Annotated in this window: 17 protein-coding genes; all 17 read right to left on the bottom strand. The window is 44.7% G+C overall.

All coding sequences use genetic code 11. The features are described 5' to 3' along the window. Positions 1-17: 17 nt before the first annotated feature. On the bottom strand, positions 18-932 hold the full coding sequence (locus J2T20_RS16315; protein ID WP_307590093.1) for a DMT family transporter: 915 nt from the start codon (positions 930-932) through the stop codon (positions 18-20). Positions 933-1133: 201 nt separating this feature from the next. Next, positions 1134-2588, bottom strand: coding sequence for an N-acetylglucosamine-specific PTS transporter subunit IIBC (gene nagE, locus J2T20_RS16310; RefSeq protein ID WP_307590090.1), 1455 nt, complete (start codon positions 2586-2588; stop codon positions 1134-1136). Positions 2589-2623: 35 nt separating this feature from the next. Then, positions 2624-3145, bottom strand: coding sequence for a PTS sugar transporter subunit IIA (locus J2T20_RS16305; RefSeq protein WP_307590088.1), 522 nt, complete (start codon positions 3143-3145; stop codon positions 2624-2626). Positions 3146-3166: 21 nt separating this feature from the next. Further along, complete coding sequence (locus J2T20_RS16300) at positions 3167-4033, bottom strand: PRD domain-containing protein (protein WP_307590086.1); 867 nt, start codon at positions 4031-4033, stop codon at positions 3167-3169. Positions 4034-4243: 210 nt separating this feature from the next. Next, on the bottom strand, positions 4244-6952 hold the full coding sequence (locus tag J2T20_RS16295; RefSeq protein ID WP_307590084.1) for a CHASE3 domain-containing protein: 2709 nt from the start codon (positions 6950-6952) through the stop codon (positions 4244-4246). Positions 6953-7055: 103 nt separating this feature from the next. Further along, a complete protein-coding gene (locus J2T20_RS16290; RefSeq protein WP_307590082.1) occupies positions 7056-7430 on the bottom strand; it encodes a DivIVA domain-containing protein in 375 nt (124 codons plus the stop codon). Between the two features lie 149 nt (positions 7431-7579). Continuing rightward, on the bottom strand, positions 7580-7939 hold the full coding sequence (locus tag J2T20_RS16285) for a helix-turn-helix transcriptional regulator (RefSeq protein WP_307590080.1): 360 nt from the start codon (positions 7937-7939) through the stop codon (positions 7580-7582). Positions 7940-8875: 936 nt separating this feature from the next. Next, positions 8876-9502 (bottom strand): general stress protein, encoded by a 627-nt coding sequence (locus tag J2T20_RS16280; protein WP_307590078.1) that lies wholly within the window; start codon positions 9500-9502, stop codon positions 8876-8878. Positions 9503-9610: 108 nt separating this feature from the next. Next, positions 9611-12247 (bottom strand): ATP-dependent helicase HrpB, encoded by a 2637-nt coding sequence (gene hrpB, locus J2T20_RS16275; RefSeq protein WP_307590076.1) that lies wholly within the window; start codon positions 12245-12247, stop codon positions 9611-9613. Between the two features lie 172 nt (positions 12248-12419). Then, positions 12420-12797, bottom strand: coding sequence for a GIY-YIG nuclease family protein (locus J2T20_RS16270; protein ID WP_307590075.1), 378 nt, complete (start codon positions 12795-12797; stop codon positions 12420-12422). 47 nt (positions 12798-12844) lie between these two features. Further along, positions 12845-13633, bottom strand: coding sequence for a DUF2087 domain-containing protein (locus tag J2T20_RS16265; RefSeq protein ID WP_307590073.1), 789 nt, complete (start codon positions 13631-13633; stop codon positions 12845-12847). A 153-nt stretch (positions 13634-13786) separates the two neighbouring features. Next, a complete protein-coding gene (locus tag J2T20_RS16260; protein WP_307590071.1) occupies positions 13787-14455 on the bottom strand; it encodes an NAD(P)/FAD-dependent oxidoreductase in 669 nt (222 codons plus the stop codon). 170 nt (positions 14456-14625) lie between these two features. Further along, positions 14626-15318 (bottom strand): NAD-dependent epimerase/dehydratase family protein, encoded by a 693-nt coding sequence (locus tag J2T20_RS16255; RefSeq protein WP_307590069.1) that lies wholly within the window; start codon positions 15316-15318, stop codon positions 14626-14628. Between the two features lie 176 nt (positions 15319-15494). Next, a complete protein-coding gene (locus J2T20_RS16250) occupies positions 15495-16304 on the bottom strand; it encodes an SDR family oxidoreductase (RefSeq protein ID WP_307590067.1) in 810 nt (269 codons plus the stop codon). A 165-nt stretch (positions 16305-16469) separates the two neighbouring features. Continuing rightward, a complete protein-coding gene (locus tag J2T20_RS16245; RefSeq protein ID WP_307590065.1) occupies positions 16470-17336 on the bottom strand; it encodes a transglutaminase family protein in 867 nt (288 codons plus the stop codon). Beyond that, the gene (locus tag J2T20_RS16240) at positions 17333-18286 is read right to left on the bottom strand and encodes an alpha-E domain-containing protein (RefSeq protein ID WP_307590063.1); all 954 of its coding nucleotides are present in this window, start codon (positions 18284-18286) and stop codon (positions 17333-17335) included. The genes J2T20_RS16245 and J2T20_RS16240 overlap by 4 nt, the downstream gene beginning before the upstream one ends. 34 nt (positions 18287-18320) lie before the next feature. Further along, positions 18321-19784: a circularly permuted type 2 ATP-grasp protein gene (locus tag J2T20_RS16235; protein WP_307590061.1), complete on the bottom strand. Its 1464-nt coding sequence runs from the start codon at positions 19782-19784 to the stop codon at positions 18321-18323. Between the last annotated feature and the right edge of the window lie 291 nt (positions 19785-20075).

Here is a 20075-nt window from a genome sequence, read left to right as displayed (position 1 = left end):
CTTTTTCTAAAATTATCTTATGAAGCATTGTCGAGCACAGGAGCGATATCTTTACCTTTTTTGCGTCCTGCATATAAATAAGCAGCCAAACCGCACATTACCAGCATACTGCCTGTCCATTGAAGACCTGTTAATTGTTCACCCAGAAGTAAGTAAGCAAGAATACTTGCACCAACAGGCTCTCCCAGAATATTCATGGAAACCGTAGTAGCCGAGACAAATTGCAGCAGCCAGTTAAATAATATATGACCAAATACAGTCGGGACCACAGCCAGCAGTATAAAGATCCCCCACTCACGAGGCGGATAGTCAAAGAAGGGGATGCCCATCGCCAAATTGTAAATCGCGAATACTAATGAAGCTGAAATAAAGACGATCAGACTGTACAGATATGAAGGCATGCGAACAACAACCTTTTGACCAATCAGCATATGGACCGCAACGGCGGCCGTTCCCCCAATAGATAATATATCACCTTTTAGGTTATTCGCAGAAATACCTATATCTCCCCAGCCGATAAATATTACCCCTGCAATGGCAATTCCCATCCCTAAGAGAGCCGAAAGAGCTGTCTTTTCTTTGAACAGGAAATAAGCACCCAGCATAATAAAGACCGGTTCCAAAGCCATAATCATGGTAGAACTGGCTACAGAAGTGAATTTCAAGGAGCCCATCCACAGCAAAAAATGCAAGGCCAGCATAATACCTGAAGCTACAAGCATGATCCAATCCTTTTTACGCAAACTAAATAATGCTCCACTGTATGGACGGGCAAAAGGCAGCATAAGCAATGAGGTGAACAATAATCGGTACATCCCTTGTATGGATGCGGGAGCAGATGACCATTTAATGAAGATAGAGGAAAAAGAGATAGCAATAATCCCAATTATCATAAGCATGGGAATAGGAATAGGTGAGGGTTTACGGTTCATTGGAATAGGGTTCCTTTCAGACATCTTTAAAGTCACTCATGATAATGTAACTCAGAAGACGAAAAAATGCAGCCCTTTTCATGAAAAATTTCAACTCTTAGTTATCTTGACTACTATGTTATAGCCCTGTTGCCTAATCCAAAAAACCCGTGATTTCGGTCCATAACGGACATTCCAAAATCACGGGCAGATTGAACTGATTTATTTCATTAGTTTTTGGATATCATCTTTGATTTGCTCGGATTTAGGGCCAAATACAATTTGTACTGCACCTTGACCCAATCTCATAACACCCGATGCACCCAGTTGTTTAAGAGCAGAATCTTTCACTGCCTTCTCATCATTAACGATCAGACGCAGACGAGTGATACAAGCATCGATATTGCGAATATTCCCTGCACCACCGATGTTTTCTAGAATTTTAGCAGCTTTAGATGCATCTGAGATTTTAACTCCGCCTGCATTCACAGTTTCAACTACATCGTCCTCATCATCTTCTCGACCCGGAGTTTTCAAGTTGAATTTCACGATGATAAAGCGGAACAGAACATAGTAGAGAACAAAGAATCCAAGACCCACAGGGAGCAGAATCCATGCATTAGTCGAAAGCTTCATATTAAGAAGGTAATCTATTAATCCTGCGGAGAATGTGAATCCGAGCTTAGCATCAAGAACATACATAAGAAGTCCAGCAAAACCGGTCAATAGAGCATGTATTAAATAAAGCACTGGTGCAAGGAACATGAAAGAGAATTCTAACGGCTCTGTAATACCCGTTAAGAAGGAAGCGATTGCAGAACCGATAAAGATGGACGCTACCATTTTCTTTTTCTCAGGTCTAGCCGTATGGATAAATGCAAGTGCCGCACCCGGTAAAGCGAACATCATTATCGGGAAGAAGCCTGTCATGAACATTCCCGCAGATTTATCTCCTCCGAAGAAACGCCACAGATCTCCATGAACTACTTCTCCAGCTGCATTAGTGAAATCACCGATTTGGAACCAAGCAATCGCATTGATAACATGGTGAAGACCGAAAGGAATCAAGAGACGGTTAGCAGTACCGAAGATAAATGCTCCAATAGCTCCGAGACTTACAACCCAGTTACCGAAGTCACTGATAACATCTTGTACAGGGCTCCAGATCATACCGACCAATACCGCAAGCACCATTGTTGTTACTGCTGTAATGATAGGCACAAAACGTTTGCCTGCGAAGAATCCGAGCCAATCCGGCATTTTAATATTGTGATATTTCTTGTAGAGGAATGCGGCCCATGCACCGGCAAAAATACCCCCGAGCACACCCATATTCAGCTTAACGTCATCGCCAATGAACGGCATTTGAGCTGGAATGACCTTAAGAACATTATCAAGAATCTGATATGCAATCAATGCTGAAAGTGCCGCAACCGCGTCGCCAGCAAAGCCGATGGCTACCCCAATCGCGAAGATTAATGCCAGGTTAGCAAATATTGCACCTGCACCCGCATTCAGAAAGGGAGAGACATAAGTATTTAAGAATCTACCCGCCGCACCCATGTGGAAATCTTTCTCATAGTTAATTAGTGCGAAGCCTTGCATAATCGCTGCTGCCGGTAATGTTGCGACCGGAAGCATAAGTGACTTGCCTAGTTTTTGCAGAAAAGCCAACATAATAAATCATCCCTTCAATTTATAATTGTGAAGCTCTATAGGGTTGTTGCTTTGAAACCGATGGTAAGAATATTGTCCTTGCTAGAAGTTACCTGACCATAATGTTCTTCCACCTCAAAGGTGAATTCCTCACTGCTGGTTACAATTACAGGTGTAATGGTACGCAGGCCCGCTGCACGAATGGCTTCCAGATCAAATTCAATCAGTATTTGCCCTGCTTTGACAATGTCTCCAGTGGCAATATGGCTGGTAAAAGCGCTTCCTTTTAAGCTTACGGTATCGATACCGATGTGAAGGAGTAGTTGTAGACCCGTTGAATGCTCAAGAATAACGGCATGACTTGTTTTGACGATATGAGCTACTGTTCCATCAAAAGGCGCAATCAATTTCCCATCTACAGGTTCTATGGCTATTCCCTTGCCCATATGTCCACCTGCAAAAGTTTCGTCTGGAACTTCTGATAGCGGCACGGATTGCCCACTCACTGGAGCTATAATCTTGATGATATATTGCTCAGCCTGTTTCTCTGCTTTTTTGGATTTCCATTTGGAAAACATAGTTGTCACTCCTAACCGCTGCTATTTGTTTTTCTCTAAGGTCTGGAATAAGCGGCGCAAATGCATGGCAAGGAAGCAAATTTCTTCTTCCGGAACATCTGCACCCAAGGTGGTTTGCATAACCTTCCCTAGCTTCTGGGCCAGCTTATATTCCTCTTTGTACTCTTTCTTAATATGTTTTACAAAAGGATTGTCGACTAGTGATCCCTGTAAGATTCGTTCGATCGAGAACCTTAGGTGAATCATTAGTCTAACGTGGTTCATACTGCCATGTTCAAAAGTGATGTTGCGTTCCTTCTGGATCATATCAAGCAGTTCACTCACTATGTTGGACGCTTTCACAAGTTGTCCTATGGGTACATTGCTGACCGCCGAGTATACATGATAGGTGAGAAAACCAACCTCGTCTTCGGGAATTTCCACCTGAAATTCTGAACTGATTTTCCCTGCTGCCTTGTAAGCGATCTCAAATTCCTTCGGGAAAGTCATTTTGGTTTCCTGCAGGAAGGGATTGACAATGTCCATACCGCTGCGCAAACGGAAAATGGTAAACTGGATATGGCTCGGGAGCGCCAAATATATTTTGTCGTTCAACTTGCCGGGAAACTCACGGGCGATATCTGTAATTATTTCATCTGTTATTCTCATGACCTTAGGATCAATGTCCTCCAGCAGAATCTGATACTGGCTCCATTCGTCCCGGTCTTCCAGACGGAACAGTTTCTCTATCCGGTGATCATTGCCTTCAATCACACCAGAACCTTTAACTGCAAAGCCAATGCCCTTGCCTATAATCACATATTCTTTTCCGTTCTTCCCGCCTTGAACCATCACAACGTTGTTTCCGATAACACGTTGCACCTGAAACTGCTCGCTTTCCCGCGCCAAGTTCTCCCTCCTTTCCATTCATTGTCATTAGATAAGTTTACACAAAAAAGAGCCAAGGCAGACTCAATTGAATGAATCGTCCCTTGGCTCATGCCCTTTACGGTAACACGCCACTAACATATAAATGATCATTTATGACATCATCATAAATCATAGAGCATAATCTCGTCAATGGTATTTTTTTAAAAGTCAAGTTTACTAAACTAAATGTTACTCGGAGTGAATATCAAACCATCTGCACATACGGGTGACCACCTCTTTGATGACTACAGGCTTGCCCATGAAGTCCGTTGCACCGGAAGCTAGACATTTCTCTCGTTCTTCCTTCATCGTTTTAGCGGAAATCGCGATAATTGGGAGCTCCACAAGCATGAGTTCTTCACGTATAATACACAGAGTATCGTATCCGTCCAAATTCGGCATCATGATATCCAAAAGAACCATATCCATATGAGGATGTTCCCTAAGAATCTGTAGGCATTCATAACCGCTCTGAGCGGTCAACAAGTTCATGTCGTACGGCTCCAAGCCTTTTTCCAAGGCGAAAATATTACGTTGATCATCATCAACGAGTAATACTGTTCTACCTTTGAGTTGTTGATAGTGAGCTTCTGTAACCGTGTTAAGATCGGAATCCATGTGCATCCCTTGAATTTCAACAGCTGACGCAGCTTCCATGTACGGCAGCAAAAGTGATGTTTCCAACTCGCTTTCGTTCTCCCGACAAGGAAGGTACAGCGTAAATGTACTGCCTTCATTAGGTATGCTCTCCAAGGTGATATGTCCACCAAGCAATTTAGCCAGCTGCAGAGATATTGAAAGTCCTAAGCCGGTACCGCCAAACTTACGTACAGTTGAACCGTCTGCTTGGCGAAATGCTTCAAAGATCAGTTCACTCTTCTCTTCAGATATACCGATACCGCTGTCTTTCACAGCGAAAGCTAAAAGCGGCATTTCTGAGATGAAATTTGCCGTTGAGAAGGAATTCAATTTCGTAACTGCCAACTCCACACTACCCTCTTCTGTAAACTTAAAAGCATTAGAAAGTAGATTACGCATAATTTGGTGAAGACGCATTTCATCTGTATAGAACAAATCCGGTACATTCCGGGCTATAGATACAGTGAATTGCAGATTCTTCTTCTGGGCTGTCTTGTCAAAATAACCGTAAAGCATGGATGGGAGCTCTGTGAGGTTCACAGCATCCATTTCCACGAGCATCTTACCGGCTTCAACCTTTGATAAGTCCAAAATATCGTTTATTAATCCTAGCAAATCAGTCCCTGAAGAATGAATAATCGCAGCATAATCCTGTTCTTCATCACTCAATGTTTCGTTCCTATTCTCAGTTAGAAGTTGTGAGAGAATAAGCATACTATTCAAAGGTGTGCGAAGCTCATGTGACATATTTGCCAAAAACTCGGATTTGTAACGGGAGCTCTGCTCCAGCTGCTCATTATATTTTTCCAGTTCGATCGCCGCATTTTCAGCTACAAATTTTTGAGATTCCAGCTCACTGTTAAGAACAATCAGTTCATTGGTATGGTTTTGAAGTTCTTCAGATTGTACTTGAAGCTCTTCGGATTGCACTTGGAGCTCTTCATTCATAACTTGGGATTCCCCGTACAGCTTCTGAATTTCCATTCGTGTCATTACAGAATTAATTGAAACCGCCATCATTTTCATCAACTGATTTAGTAGTTCATAATGGTAGGAAGCCCACTTGTTAAGCGAAGCTATTTCTATAACAGCAACGACACCATTCTCAAAAACAACCGGTGCGATCACAGCATACCTAGGTGCAGTTTGTCCCAAACCTGACTTAATACTGATATAGTCCGTTGGCAACTCCTCAACTACAATAATTTGTTTATCGAGAGCACACTGTCCTACCAGACCTTCACCAAGCTTTATTGGGGCGGATAGATCACTCTTGTCTCGATCCCCATTGCCTGCATAAGAATAAATATGTTCCAGTTCTTCCTCATTAGTTAAAACAAATACAGCTCCGTACTGCATTTCAAGTATCGAGGCTAGCTTATTCATAAAAATCCGGCACAGTGAAGAAATATCTGCGGTTTCCTGCAAAGCGATAGACATATAGTTAATTTGATCCTTGCTCCACTGCTCCCTTTCTATCGTATCCAAAAGGAGATTGGTAGCCTTTCCAAGATCATAAATTTCATCTCGAGTCCTAACTTCTATTCGTTCTCTCATATTCCCACCGACGGCAATATTGTTAATGGCCTTGGTTACAAGGCTGAGAGTACCGACAATGCTCTTAGAGATAAGAACAGAGGCCCCGGTAGCTGCAAGAGCAACCAAGCCCCACAAGACATACATTGTGATGAAGAGTTTTTGATTGCTTTGCGTAAGATCGTCTATCCGATTCATAGTCAAAGCCTTTTCATTGCTGCGAAAATATTCTGATTGGTCACGGATTAAATCAAATATGGCTTTACCCGTACCGTTCTTGAAGTATGTACTTAACGCTTCCTCTTGACCCGTTCTTTTAAGGTCGACAGCGTGTTGTCCGCCTTGGGAAATCCACTTTTCGATCGTAGCTTTTATATTACTCAAGTTCTGAGTCTGGACAGGGTTATCTTGAATTAAGTTGTAGAGCTTAGCATAATTAAGGCGCCATTTAACGATCCCGTCATTATATGGAGCGAGATAGTCCAAATTACCAGTAAGGGCATAACCTCTCATTCCTGTCTCCATATCAAGTAAATTTTTCTCAATGAGGTAGGTAAGCTCGTGAACCTGCATATCGTGGTCGCTTAGATAGCGTGTTTCTTGTTCCAAATCCACAACTCTACCAGAAACCATGAGGAGGAAAACACCTAATAGGAATAAAATGACAAAGTAACCGAGTGCGATTTTCCCGCGAATTTTCAGGCTCCATTTGTTGTCCGTCAAAGTCCTACCTCCATAACTGTCTAATCTACAACGCATACCATTAATACTAGATGTTGGTATTTGAGTTAGCAAGTGGGCTTTAGAACTATAGAATCGGGACTCATTAATATTTAAATTCTTCGGTTTCCAGAAGCTTTTCCTTTAGTTGTTTCACATTCATCTCCAGCTTCAGAATTGATTCTTCTAGAATTTTGGGATCAATGCCTTTGACTGAAGGTACTATATTCTTAGCGGCTTTCAAATCCCGCAGCTCCAGCTGCTGCTCCTGCCATTTATCCATAAGATCAGCAATTGTCGCATAAAATCTTTCATAATCTTTGATCACACTATCCAGAAATGTATCTACTTCCTCCGGATCATAACCACGTAGCTTTAAGGAAAATTCCTTCTCATGAATCGTCAGGGCATCAAGACCAATACCTAGCTGGCTAAAGAGTTTTTTCTGCTTATCTAATCTGCGTTTCATGTGTTCATCCATCTTCAATACCCCCATATGTATGCTAGTTCCCGTTAGTTGTATCCATTATAACAGTACGCAAAGAACCTGAAAATATCATATTAACTATTAAAAGATAAAATGAAACCCGAGACACCATTAGAAAGGCATTCCGGGATTTGGGGTTGCATTTAAAAATTGTCAGAGACAGCCTTATTTAACATCCCCAGACATCGGTCCAGGTCAGTCTTCACCTGCTTCTTATACAGCTTCGCCTTTTCGGCCCCGTCTGGTGTGAAATGATAGAGGACAATTTCTTGAAAATCGACTTTGGGATCATTCCCTTTCAACTGCTTCGTCCGATATAAAATGCCCTGTTGTACTAATTCATGCAGTGCGCGGTAAATTTCGCTTTGTGGAGGTGAGTAGCCGTGACTTCTGAAATCGCGTCGTAAATCCTCAAGCATTTGATAACCATAACCACGATGCTTTTCCACCATTGTAATAAGATACACCTTGATAAAAGCCCGCTGGGCAATCATAAACGCCATATGGCACCTCCTTGGATATTTCTACCTTTAACCTCATCATACTCTAGTAATTCACTATTTTTCAAGTTTCACAATATGAAATTTTGATAGAGTAGCACCCATTTTTCCTGATTGATTTGTTACTTGGAAGAGTATACAGATGAATATTTGTGAGTGTAAATGAGTATGTAATTTTGATTTTCTATTATGAATTTTTCATATGATGAAAGATTGTACTCTTTCCTGATTATGGTTGGAAATAAAACGGGCCATGGCTAAACGCGGTACAAAAAGAAAAGACAACATCTCTGTTGGTACCAGAAATGTTGTCTTTCTTTTGGCTCAAAACCATACGGACACCAAAGCACTTATTTGCTTTAAAAAGGTTAAATTTAGATAATAACGGACTCCAATGACGCTATTGTCCACTTTCTTCCTCACCGTTCCACTGATCAATTACGGATGAATACTCAAATAGCGGCGATACGGTCTGTTAGAGGCTAGATCCAAGCTAACTTTCTTTTAAGAAATTCAGGCTCAACACCAAAATCAGTGCTTGACAGGTGACGGGAAGGACAGAAAGCCGTTATATCCAAATAGAGGGATTTTCCCCCTCTATTTCTGTGCCCGGCACCCCGTTTGGGTAATTAGAAGGGATTTCGCCCGCTAATTTTGAGGATTTACCTCGTTTGGGCGGCATGGCTAAGATTAGAGGGATATTTTCCCTTTTATCTCAAAATAAAGTCGTTTCGGTCGGTATTAGCGGGAATTTTCCCCTCTAATTCGCCGAAGGACTGGTCCGCAACCCCGAATCGGCTACTGTAAGGCGTAATTCCCCAAACCCGGTGAGCATCAGGCGAAGTTAGATCGAAATCGTCCCCGGTACAGTGAAGCAAACGGAAAGCCTAGCACTGATTTTGAGAAAGAGCCGAAACTCATATATGAAAGGATTATTTTTTAGTATTTATCACGGTTATATAGGTCTTGATCCGTATCAGCGTTCATGGAACCACGGTTACCCATTGCATTTCCGACTGTTGTCTCATCGGCGATGACATCCGGATTTGTTGCTCCTCTATCCATTGAAGTTGTATATCTATGGGCATTGAGCGAGCGGTTACTGCGGAATACATCATATATATCATTTCCACGGCCATTATCATCTACCAGCACAAGGATCTTGCCACTCTCTACGTACCTTTCATATTCTTTGGCTTCGTCTTCCGGAATTCCCAGTCCGATTAATCCGCCAACCAGTCCACCGGCACCTGCGCCAATGGCTGCTCCTGTCAATGTGGCCACAATGGGCCCCGCTGCTAAAATAGGTCCTATACCTGGGATGGCCAACGCGCCGATACCTGCCAACAAGCCGGTAACACCACCTAATACTCCGCCTGTCGCCGCACCAGTAGCTACACCCTCGGGCGCCATGGTTCCGGTCTCATCTGAAATATTTCTCAGTTCATCCCGATCACGTGTAATTACTGAAATCTCTTGATTAGTAAAGCCCTGATTTTGTAGTCCTTCAATTGCTCTGGTTGCCTCATGTTCTGAATCGAAGATTCCTACGATTTTTTTGTTCACTTGAAGCCCTCCTTCGTAATTGTGGTACGCTACATTATTACCCCTTAAGCGCAGGACAAAACATCAGGAGGAAATTATATAAAATTTAAGGGATTTCAAACCCTTCAGTTACTTCTTTGGTCGAGTTCGATTTGTGGGTGCAGCTTGCAGCGGATCATCAGGCCAATAATGCTTAGGATATCGCCCTTTCAGGTCTTTTTTCACCTCAAAATAAGTACTTCGCCAAAAGCTGGCTAAATCAGAGGTGACCTGCATAGGACGTCTAGCCGGTGATAATAAATGAAGAACAACTGCGATACGACCGCCGCCCAACATAGGGGTATCCACCTGCCCGAACATTTCCTGAAGTCGTACGGCCAGAACTGGTGCTTCCGGATTCTCGTAATCTACAGGAACTCTTGACCCGCTAGGTACTGTAATATGTGTTGGAGCTTCCTTGTCCAGAATTTGCCGCTGGTTCCAGTCCAACATACCCTCTAACGCGCGGTTTAGAGGGATACGGTTGAGATCCCGCATGCTTCTCATACTCTGAAGATAGGGCTTCAACCACGTATCAAGTGATCCGATAAGCGCCTCATCAGACATCTCCGGCCAATCTTTTCGAAAAGCCTGCATAAACATCATCCGTTGGCGTAACTGAAGAACACCTTTCTCCCAAGGAAGCACATCTAGACCTTTCTCAGCTATAACCGTCAAGAGAACCTCTTCTGTTTCTTCCGGCGTGGGCCGATTGTGGCTCGTTTCTTTTAGAATAAGATTTCCAAACATAGTACGGCTGCGTGCTTTCACACTGCTGCTCTCCGAATCCCAGTAGACCTCTGTTGCTTCCGTAATGTTCTCGGCGTGAAACTCCAACAGTTGTGTCTCCTCCATAGCTGCCGCAAGTATGATTTTGCCTTGTACTACTCTATCGTCAACCGCTGCGGCAACAATATAGGGAGAACGCTCCATCGGCTGTCCTTTGCTCATCGCAGCTCCGCGACCACCGGAGAGAACAAAAGCACCCTCGTCGCGTTTCTGCCCTATTCTGTCGGGGTAGGCAAAGGAAAGGAGCAGCCCGGTTAGCGAGAAATCAACCGGTGAGGACATAGAGAGCCGATCCGCCTGTGACGGCGTGTGCCGATCTGGGGGAGACGGTGAGTGTCGATCCTGGGAAGACGGCGATTGCCGTTCCGGGGAAGGCAGCGAAAGGTGCTCCGGGGAGGACAAGGCATAAGTTGCTGCTGCGGACCCAACGGACAGCAGCTGCTGAAGATAATTGCGGCTCTCGCGCTGAATCACGCGCAGAGCTGCAGGGTCCACTCCGCCCGCGTCGGCGGCGGAGTGCTCAAAGCGCAGCAGCGACTCTACGCGCAGCGTGAGGTCGCAGTCCAGCGCGGCGGGACCCCGGAACGGGTCCCGCTCGCCGAGCAGCGCCGCCAGCCGGCAGGCGAGCGGCGCTGCACCAAGCTCTAGCGCACGCAGCAGCATGTGCGCGATGCGCGGGTGTGCCCCGAGCGCGGCCATGCTGCGGCCGTGCGGGGTGATGGCGCCGCGGGCATCCAAGGCGCCAAGCTGGCGCAGCAGCGCAGCGCCCTGCGCAAAGGGCGCCGCGGGCGGCGCGTCCAACCATTGCAGCGCGGCGGGGTCGCGCACCCCCCAGACCGCCAGCTCTAATGCCAGCTGTGCGAGGTCGGTCTCCATCATCTCCGGAATATTATCATCCGGAAGACGATGGTGCTCCTCCTGGCTCCACAACCTGTAGCATACACCGGGTGCTGTCCGACCCGCTCGTCCTCGCCGCTGGTCTGCCGATGCCTTCGATACCGGCACCGTTTCCAGACGCGGCATCCCGGTTCGTGGTGAGAATACCTGCGTCCTGCGTAAGCCTGTATCTATTACCGTACGTACACCTTGAATGGTTAAGCTTGTCTCTGCTATGGAAGTAGCAAGTACCACTTTGCGTTGTCCTTGGATAGCTGCTGCTACTGCTAAATCCTGCAGTTCCTGTGAAAGTTGACCGTACAAGGGGCGCAGCACAGTCCTCTCGGGAAGTATGCTCAACTCCAGCTCCCGCTGCGTACGGCGTATTTCACGCTCTCCAGGCAGGAACAACAGGATGTCTCCTGACTGCTCGGCTAACGCTCGGCGGACAGCAGCTGAAGCATGTTTCTCCAGCGGCAGGTTCCCTGATGTAGGCGCATAAATCGTCTCCACGGGGTAGCTTCTACCCGGACAATCCACAACCGGAACACCACCCAGGAAGGCTGATACTCTATCACCATCCAGAGTTGCGGACATTATGAGAATCCGCAAATCTTCGCGAAGTACCGATTGGGCCTCAAGTGCAAGAGCAAGCCCCAAATCAGCATGCAAACTGCGTTCATGAAACTCATCAAAGATAAGCAGACCCACATCGCCCAAGGAAGGATCACTTTGCAGCATACGGGTCAGAACGCCTTCTGTGACCACAATAATTCGTGTGTTTTTGCTCACTTTACTATCCATACGCATGCGGTAACCTACGGTTTGCCCTACACGTTCACCCAGAGCAGCCGACATAAATACGGCCGCCGAACGAGCTGCCAGTCTCCTTGGCTCAAGCATAAGTATGGTTTTACCTTCTAACCAAGGTTCATTTAAAAATGCCGGCGGGGTTGCAGTTGTTTTCCCGGCACCGGGTTCAGCTATTAGAACTGCGGCCCGGGAGGAACGCAGAATATGAATTAATTCAGGAAGTACTTGCATAATCGGAAGGTTATCCATCTATTTCTCTCCATCAACGGTTAATTTAGTTCAGTCATCCTGTAATCATGGTCGAAACCTTCGCAAAGATCAAGAAACTTCGTATAGGAACAACAAAAAAGGGTATCCTCTCAGTCTTTTCAGACTTTGAAGGCCCCTAGTCACCTAAACATTTTTTCTATTCCCGCTCGAACTACCTTAGTTTATGATAACCTTGTTCACCATAAGGGGACAACTTCTCCATCCACTTTTCCTCCAGATCAGGCAGCACTTTTTTATATTTCTCAAGATCAGATACATCTAGTACAAAATCTTCCTGCGGCTTAATTAGCTCTAAGACTTCATACCGAAATGCATCCTTCCCATACTTCTTCCAGTCTTCCTGCAGCTCCTTATTCATATGTCCGCCCATATCCAGCATGAATATATGCTTGTTCCAGACTCCATTCAAATTCATAGCGCTTCCTACAAAAGATTTGCCATTCAGAGTATTTAAAAGCCGGTAGACTCCCATCTCCCTGTGGGAATGTACATAATTATACGAAAGTTCCTTACGTCTTGATTTCTCCATGTTCCCTATTCTCTCCTTTATCATTCTGTCTTCTATAATCCTGCACTCTATAATTTCACCCAATAATAGCTTCCATCTTCCTCGCGTTCCAACAACCCGTAATCGATCAGATACCTGCGCAGAGTTATATAATCCGAAAAGGCCTCGCTGAGAATCTGATTGACCTCCTTCTCGTTGTATTCCCGGCCCGGTTCAAAACGCTTGATTAATTGGCGCAGTATCGCTGCCTTCCGCTTTTGCTTCTTAGGAAATTCGAATATTGGACCCTCTGGACCTTGTTTGAAGTACGCGTTAATAATCTCAGCATTTTCTTCCTCAGTGATGGCGAATCGTTCATCAACCATTGAGGCCGAGCGCGGTATAGTGACAAAAGAGGAGGATACCATAGGTTTCTCTTCTACAAGATCCATCACAGCCAAAAATAGCTTCGCCTGCTTAGCCTTTTCACGGAGAGAGAACCGGTGATTTCGAACAGTGGAAGTACTGCCGATTCCTAGCCCCTTTGCGACTTCGCCGTCATTTTGACTCTGATGAAAAGCATTCAAGAGCCCTTTCTGCAGGTCGGTCAACCCTGTTAGCTTCTTATCCAATCCGAGCAGCCATTTGAACATCCCGCCGTGAACACGTTCCACATGAACAGAAGCAGATTTCTCCGCGTCATAGAAGATGCTTCCTTCCTTATAGATAACTCCCTTTTCAAAAGCTTCTCCGCACACCAGACATACAAAATAGCCGGACTGTTCCCGAACCTCATATATAAAACCAGTCTTTAATTCTTCTATGGAAGCATTCCAAAACTTCTCCGAAATGCTGATTGCTTCGATCCCCTCTGACATTCAACCACCCACTCTTCGTTTATATAGACATATTATCATTTTGTTTACTTATTTACAACCGTTTCATAAATTCGTTTACCTTTTTCATCAATTCTAAATGAAAAAACACCACCAAAAGGCAGTGTTCTCCATCCATATTGAACTTACAGTTCCTCATGTATTACCTCGATTGCAAATATATTTCAGAGTTAGGCGAAGAACCCCGGTCAGCATATCCCGTAAAATACGCGCAAGCACCATACTATATACGAGCCCATTATCACCGTATGCATTAAGGAAAGTACAGCGGGGAAATTCGTCATAGATTCCGAGGATAGGCAAACCATCATGAGTCCCCCCGTAAAAGGCACCCAAATAAAATTCCGCCTCCACCTGAATATTAGGAAAACGCCGATTGAGCTCTATGAGAAGTTGATCTTTTTTGCTGTGAAGATGCTTATCCCGTTCCTCTGCTATGGTAGTCGCCTCATCTAACCCTCCGATAATAATTCGATGGTCTGGAGTGGTTCGCAGATAAATATAAGGACGGGCAGTCTCCCAGATCAGTATTCGATTCGGCCATGATGAAAAGTCAGCAACGGGTTTTGTAACTATATTATAACTACTGGTTAGAACAGCATTCTTATCCGGCTTTATGGACTGATTGGCGTACCCGCCCGCAAAAATGATATGATGGGCTTTAATCGAATGATGATTTTTGGTGTAAAAAATAACGGTATCCTTTTCTTGTTTATGTCCCTTCCATTCGGTTTGCTCGTATAAGCGAACTTTTCGGGTATACGCCGATTCAAGTAGTCCCAGTGTGTTGTATAACCTGTTCACCCGTCCAATAATCCGCCTTAAAGCCGTGCTTTTGAAGAAGCGTTAACTCCTTCTGCAGAGTCGAAACATCCTCTTTAGAGCTGGCATAATATAGACTGTCCCTACGCAAAAAATCAGCAGAGAACGGTAGCGTGCCGCAAACAGTTTCAATAATAAAAGGGGGATTGTTCCTATTTGATTTTGGCCAGTGTAGCGATATCTTGGTTTTCCAAATGAGTTTGCGGGTAACCCTGGATTACCGAGTGAATCATTGCAAGCCCCACTTCATGTAAAGTAGTCACATGTTTGGGGAATAGTGATCTTAATAAGGGGTACATCCAATTTATTGCATAATAATAGTTATGGGTTTGGGTCAGTCCCTTAATGGGTTTAATGAAGCCTGGACGGAACATATAAGCTCTCTTGAAAGGCAGCTTCAGTAAATCATTTTCCGTCTTCCCCTTAACTCTTGCCCACATACTTCGTCCCTTTTCTGTACTGTCTGTACCTTCTCCAGTTACATAACAGAATACCATTTCCGGATTTTTCCTAGCTAGTATTTCTGCCATATGAAGTGTAAGATCGTAAGTTAAGTGTCTATAGGCTTCTTCTTTCATTCCGGCAGAAGATACCCCTAGACAAAAATAACAGGCATTATAACCTTTTAACTGCTCCTCTATAGCTGACAAATCGAAAAAATCATTGTGCAGGATTTCAATCAACTTGGGATGCGTAACTCCACAAGGCTTTCTGTTTATTACCAATACTTGTTCAACCTCGGGATGTTGAAGACACTCATGAAGAACCCCTTCCCCGACCATACCCGTAGATCCTGTAATAATCGTTCTAACTTTTCCTTGCAGGGTAGCATGCTTTGGTGACATATTCAAACCTCCTGGTTACCATCATAGGAATTAAACTTTTGCTGTAAGAAATTGAAGTGACTATGCTGTTATATTAAATGATCGTTCGTTTATTGTCAAGGAAAAACATCTGTATCCAAACTACCTCGATCTTTGAATACAGATGTTTGCTTAACCATACCCTTATGCTCTTTCCCTTAGCTTAATAAAGACTCTGCTCCATCAATTACGATTTGCGCTCCCGTAATATGAATGGATTCATCAGAAGCAAGGAAAGAGACCAGCTCTGCCACATTCTCCGGTTTACCTGGACCTTCTGCCAGCGGCTGAGCCCCATCCGGGAATTCAATCGGAATAACGATTGCTCCCATGTCTTCACTCATCTCTGTACTCTCATCAATATTAGTAGAAATGGCACCCGGGCAGATCACATTTACTCGAATCTTAAATTTGGCTAATTCCAGTGCGGCCATTTTGGCAAACGCCACTTGTCCAGCCTTTGTCGTACTGTAAGGAGACCAGCCGAAACTGGCAAACCTTGTGTTTCCGTTAATGGAGCTGGTGATAATAATGCTGCCTTTCCCTTTGCTTTTCAAATGAGGAATACTATACTTCAAGGTCAAGAACATTCCAGTTAAATTGACGTTTATCGTATGCTGCCAGTCACTGAGACTTAACTCCTCAATAGGACCAACCGCACCATTTATTCCCGCATTAGCAAAAACAATATCCAGTCCTCCAAAATGCTCCACCGTTTTACGAACGGCTTCCTCCATCCGCTTCTCATCTGATGTATCCACATCAATGGCAAATGCACAATCCTTGCGAAGCTTGTTCAACTTCTGCTCCAAGGCAAAGGTGCGATCATTCACCAGATCAAATAAAGCAACGTTGGCACCTTCTCGAGCCATCTGGATGGCTGTTGCTCGGCCGATCCCGGAGCCCGCACCTGTAATAATGGCTGTTTTTCCTATGAAGCGCTGTTTCTTAGCTATGTTTGGGCTCATATGTTAGCTCTCCTTTCACATCCATGCTAATGGCTATGCTTCAAGATTACCCCAAAGACCCTTCATTTTAATCATTGGATAACAAATTTGTATGGAATTTGTGACTCCTGCACGAATTTAAACCCCCTGATAAAGTTATCAGAGGGCTGTGGTTTGGTCCTAGCTTTAATTGTCTAACTGCCGCACATCTACCTTCACTGTAAGCTTCCCGGGACCACCGCGATAGACCCCTTTTACAGGAACAATATCCTTATAATCCCGTCCATGGCCCAGCTTAATATAACGCCAGTTCACTTCAACATTATTAGTAGGGTCAAAACCGAGCCAGCCGGTCCCGGGAATGTGAGTCTCCACCCAAGCATGGGAAGCCTGTTCGAAATTCGCATTCCCTCCTTGAAGATCCCCTACAAAGTGATAACCGCTTACGTATCGGGACGGTAATCCGACACTTCGGCAGACAGCGATCATTAAGTGGGCGTAATCCTGACAGACACCGCGCTTAAGCTTGAGTGCTCTTTTGACAGTTGTGTTGACACTTGTAGCCTCAGGATCGTAAGTAAATTGTTCATAAATGGTCGAGGATAACCGCTTCGTCCATTCGTACATATCTTCTGCCTCGTCAAAAGGATGCTGTGAAGCAAATTCGACCAGTTCACGGGTTACCTCCGTGTATCGTGTTGGAAGGATGAATTCGATATAACGGTTTTGAAACTTCTCGTCATTTAGTGTAGAGACCTGCTTCTCCAAGGGGAGGCGCGGCAGATCCACACCCTGTTCCTTATCCAACGTTACTACTGTCGCTTTGGTGTGAATGATCATTTCCTTATGCGGCTTGTTCACCGAATAGGCATGCACTCTGTTGCCAAAGAAGTCCTCATACGTAAGAAGATTAGCTGGCGGATACACCTCCACCTCATGATGATAGCAGGATTGCCTGTAGTTAGTCCGCGGCGTAAGCCGGATCTCATTGACACTGTCTGTAACAGGTTCCGGATAGCTGTAAGTGGTTGTGTGATTGATTTCGATCTTCATGCCGAGATTCCTTCGCGTCGAAAAAAGGCGCCTTCCATCGTTTTACCCAATCTTAAACAGGATTCCATTAACGACTTCAACACTTCTTCTACTGAATCTTCAGACATATCTTCCTTTTCCATATAATCCAGATCAGCCTTGATCTTACCCGCCTGACGGATAACCTTCTCATGTCCGGAACCTTTCTCCGAGGAGTCCAGCTCCAGCTTCGCCAGATGCTCCTCCAGCTTATGGAAGGAGAATCTCACCGAACGCGGGAAAGATGAATTCGCAATCAGGAACTCCAAGATACCCTCCGGAGCAAAGGCATCCGCATAATAATAACGAAAGGCTTGATACCCGCTGACCGATTTTAATACGGCTTGCAGTTGAATATAGATACCGGGATAATCTTTATTTTTGCATGATGAAGTTACAGCCTGTAGAATCCTTGTTGTATTCTCCGCCCGCTCCAGAAAACGTCCGCTCTCAATAAAATGCCACTCATTTCCACGCAGCATAACAGATTGTTCAGTCCCAAGGAACATAGCTGCCCGGTCCTTAATCTGACGGTAGAATTGATGAGGTCCCTTCATTATATCGGCTACAGAGCATTCCCCAAGCCATAGATTGAAGCTGCTGGCAATGTCCCACAACTCACTTGGCAAATGCTGACGCAAGGTTCTGAGATTGTTGCGGGCTTGGTGCACACAGGAGAATATGGAGTTTGAGTTCCCAAGGTCCAACGTAATGAAGGATAACACATCCCCTTCCGAGAAATTCTCGAACTGCTGCATATATTCTTGTCTAACCCCTAGAGCATCAATCAGTCTGGACCACTTATTACCTTCCTCTCGAAAGTCCTCTTCCTGCTGAATATGATAATGAACATCTATCAAACGAGCGTGATTCTCTGCCCGTTCAATATACCGGCCTATCCAAAACAAAGCTTCCGCATTGCGATTCAGCATCGTCAGCCACTCCCTTATCCTACATAGTGATGCTTCAAGTCATAACCCAGGTATCCTTGACACCACCACCCTGAGAGGAATTTACAACAAGTGATCCTTCTCTCATCGCAACACGGGTGAGTCCACCGGGGACAACATGAGGCCTGCGGTCTGCTCCCATAAGCACGAATGCTCTAAGATCAATATGACGAGGAGTCAAAGTTCCTCCTGAAAGTACAGGCGCTCGAGACAGCGACATAATTGGCTGTGCGATGTATCGTTCAGGCTCGGCTAGAATTTTCAACCGGAACATATCCTGTTCTTCTTTTGTCGCTTCGGAACCAATCAACATGCCGTATCCTCCGGATAGCGAGGTTTCTTTAATTACCATCTCAGGCAGATGATCCAGAACATACTGACGTTCCTCAGGCCTTGACATCAGGTAGGTTGGGACATTGTTCAGGATGGGCTCTTCATTCATATAGTAACGAATCATATCCGGTACATATACATACATTGCCTTATCGTCAGCAACACCTGTACCTGGCGCATTAGCTATCGCTATATTACCTGCCCGGTAGGCATTCATAAGCCCCGCAACACCCAATAAGGAATCAGGCTGAAAGGCTAGCGGATCAATAAAATCATCATCCAGACGACGGTAGAGCACGTCCACACGGCGCAGCCCCTTCATTTCCTTCAGATAAATCTTATGATCCTTTGCAACCAAATCTCGTCCTTCTACGAGATGTATACCCATCTGCTGTGCCAGAAAGGCATGCTCATAATATGCAGAGTTGTATTCTCCAGGAGTCAACAGAGCTATGACCGGGTCCTGCTTACGCGAAGGGGACAAGCTTCTTAATACGGATAAAAAGCGGTTTAAGCTGTGGTCCACATCGCGAATCGAGTTGGCAAAAGAAATTTCAGGAAACAACTGGTTCATCAATGTTCTACCTTTAAATAAATAAGAGAACCCGGAAGGGGTACGTAAATTATCTTCAAGTACGTAGTATTCACCGTCATGATGACGTATAAGATCTATTCCTGAGGTTGATATATAGGCTCCACCGGGAACTCGAAGTCCTGTCATTTCAGGCCGGAAATAGCAGTTGGAAATGATCATTCTCCGCGGGACAATGCCATCCTTCACAATATACTGCTCATGGTAGATGTCATGAATGAATAGATTCAGGGCGGTGATACGCTGGACAATTCCTGCCTCAAGCTTCTCCCATTCTCCTTTGGGGATAATACGCGGGATCATATCAAAGGGAATGGTGCGTTCCATGGGTTGATCCTGAGCAGGGTTATACAGTGTAAAGGTTATTCCCTCTTCCATCATCCGACGCTGCATCAATTTTTGCTTGCCTTGCAGCTCTTCGGGGCTCATCCCGGAAAACATACGGTTCACATGTTTGTAATGAGGCCGGATACTTCGTTCATCAGCATACATTTCATCAAAGTAATGATGAAGCGGATACGGAGACAGACCGGGCAATGGATCTAGTTTGGACATGAGCCCGACTCCCTTTCATCTAAATGTAATGTTTATTAACAAATCATTCGTATAGATTAGGAAAAAGATCCAAATAATATTGGTTTACAACATCATCATACGTAAATGCTCCTACGCATGTCAATATATATAACAGGGAAAAGGTACCTTTTAATCATTTCCCGTTTATGGAATCGCTTCCTTTCTCTATTAGGTGTAAATATGGAGCTTGGACATAGATCACACATCAATTGTATGCAGAAGCGAAGACAAGCATTACTATTATGAATTTTTCATGTAATGTTTTATTTA

Origin of the sequence: Paenibacillus wynnii, assembly GCF_030812855.1 — a bacterium.
Lineage (GTDB): Bacteria > Bacillota > Bacilli > Paenibacillales > Paenibacillaceae > Paenibacillus_AQ > Paenibacillus_AQ wynnii_A.
This window is presented reverse-complemented; position numbering and strand designations above follow the sequence as displayed.

Bases quoted from the DNA above. Each gene is read 5' to 3' on its own strand.
- J2T20_RS16305 (WP_307590088.1), bottom strand. From the start codon at position 3,145: ATGTTTTCCAAATGGAAATCCAAAAAAGCAGAGAAACAGGCTGAGCAA.
- J2T20_RS16235 (WP_307590061.1), bottom strand. From the start codon at position 19,784: ATGTCCAAACTAGATCCATTGCCCGGTCTGTCTCCGTATCCGCTTCAT.
- J2T20_RS16315 (WP_307590093.1), bottom strand. From the start codon at position 932: ATGAACCGTAAACCCTCACCTATTCCTATTCCCATGCTTATGATAATT.
- J2T20_RS16285 (WP_307590080.1), bottom strand. From the start codon at position 7,939: ATGGCGTTTATGATTGCCCAGCGGGCTTTTATCAAGGTGTATCTTATT.
- J2T20_RS16255 (WP_307590069.1), bottom strand. From the start codon at position 15,318: ATGTCACCAAAGCATGCTACCCTGCAAGGAAAAGTTAGAACGATTATT.
- J2T20_RS16240 (WP_307590063.1), bottom strand. From the start codon at position 18,286: ATGCTGAATCGCAATGCGGAAGCTTTGTTTTGGATAGGCCGGTATATT.
- hrpB (WP_307590076.1), bottom strand. From the start codon at position 12,247: ATGGATAACCTTCCGATTATGCAAGTACTTCCTGAATTAATTCATATT.
- nagE (WP_307590090.1), bottom strand. From the start codon at position 2,588: ATGTTGGCTTTTCTGCAAAAACTAGGCAAGTCACTTATGCTTCCGGTC.
- J2T20_RS16250 (WP_307590067.1), bottom strand. From the start codon at position 16,304: ATGAGCCCAAACATAGCTAAGAAACAGCGCTTCATAGGAAAAACAGCC.
- J2T20_RS16270 (WP_307590075.1), bottom strand. From the start codon at position 12,797: ATGGAGAAATCAAGACGTAAGGAACTTTCGTATAATTATGTACATTCC.
- J2T20_RS16290 (WP_307590082.1), bottom strand. From the start codon at position 7,430: ATGGATGAACACATGAAACGCAGATTAGATAAGCAGAAAAAACTCTTT.
- J2T20_RS16245 (WP_307590065.1), bottom strand. From the start codon at position 17,336: ATGAAGATCGAAATCAATCACACAACCACTTACAGCTATCCGGAACCT.
- J2T20_RS16265 (WP_307590073.1), bottom strand. From the start codon at position 13,633: ATGTCAGAGGGGATCGAAGCAATCAGCATTTCGGAGAAGTTTTGGAAT.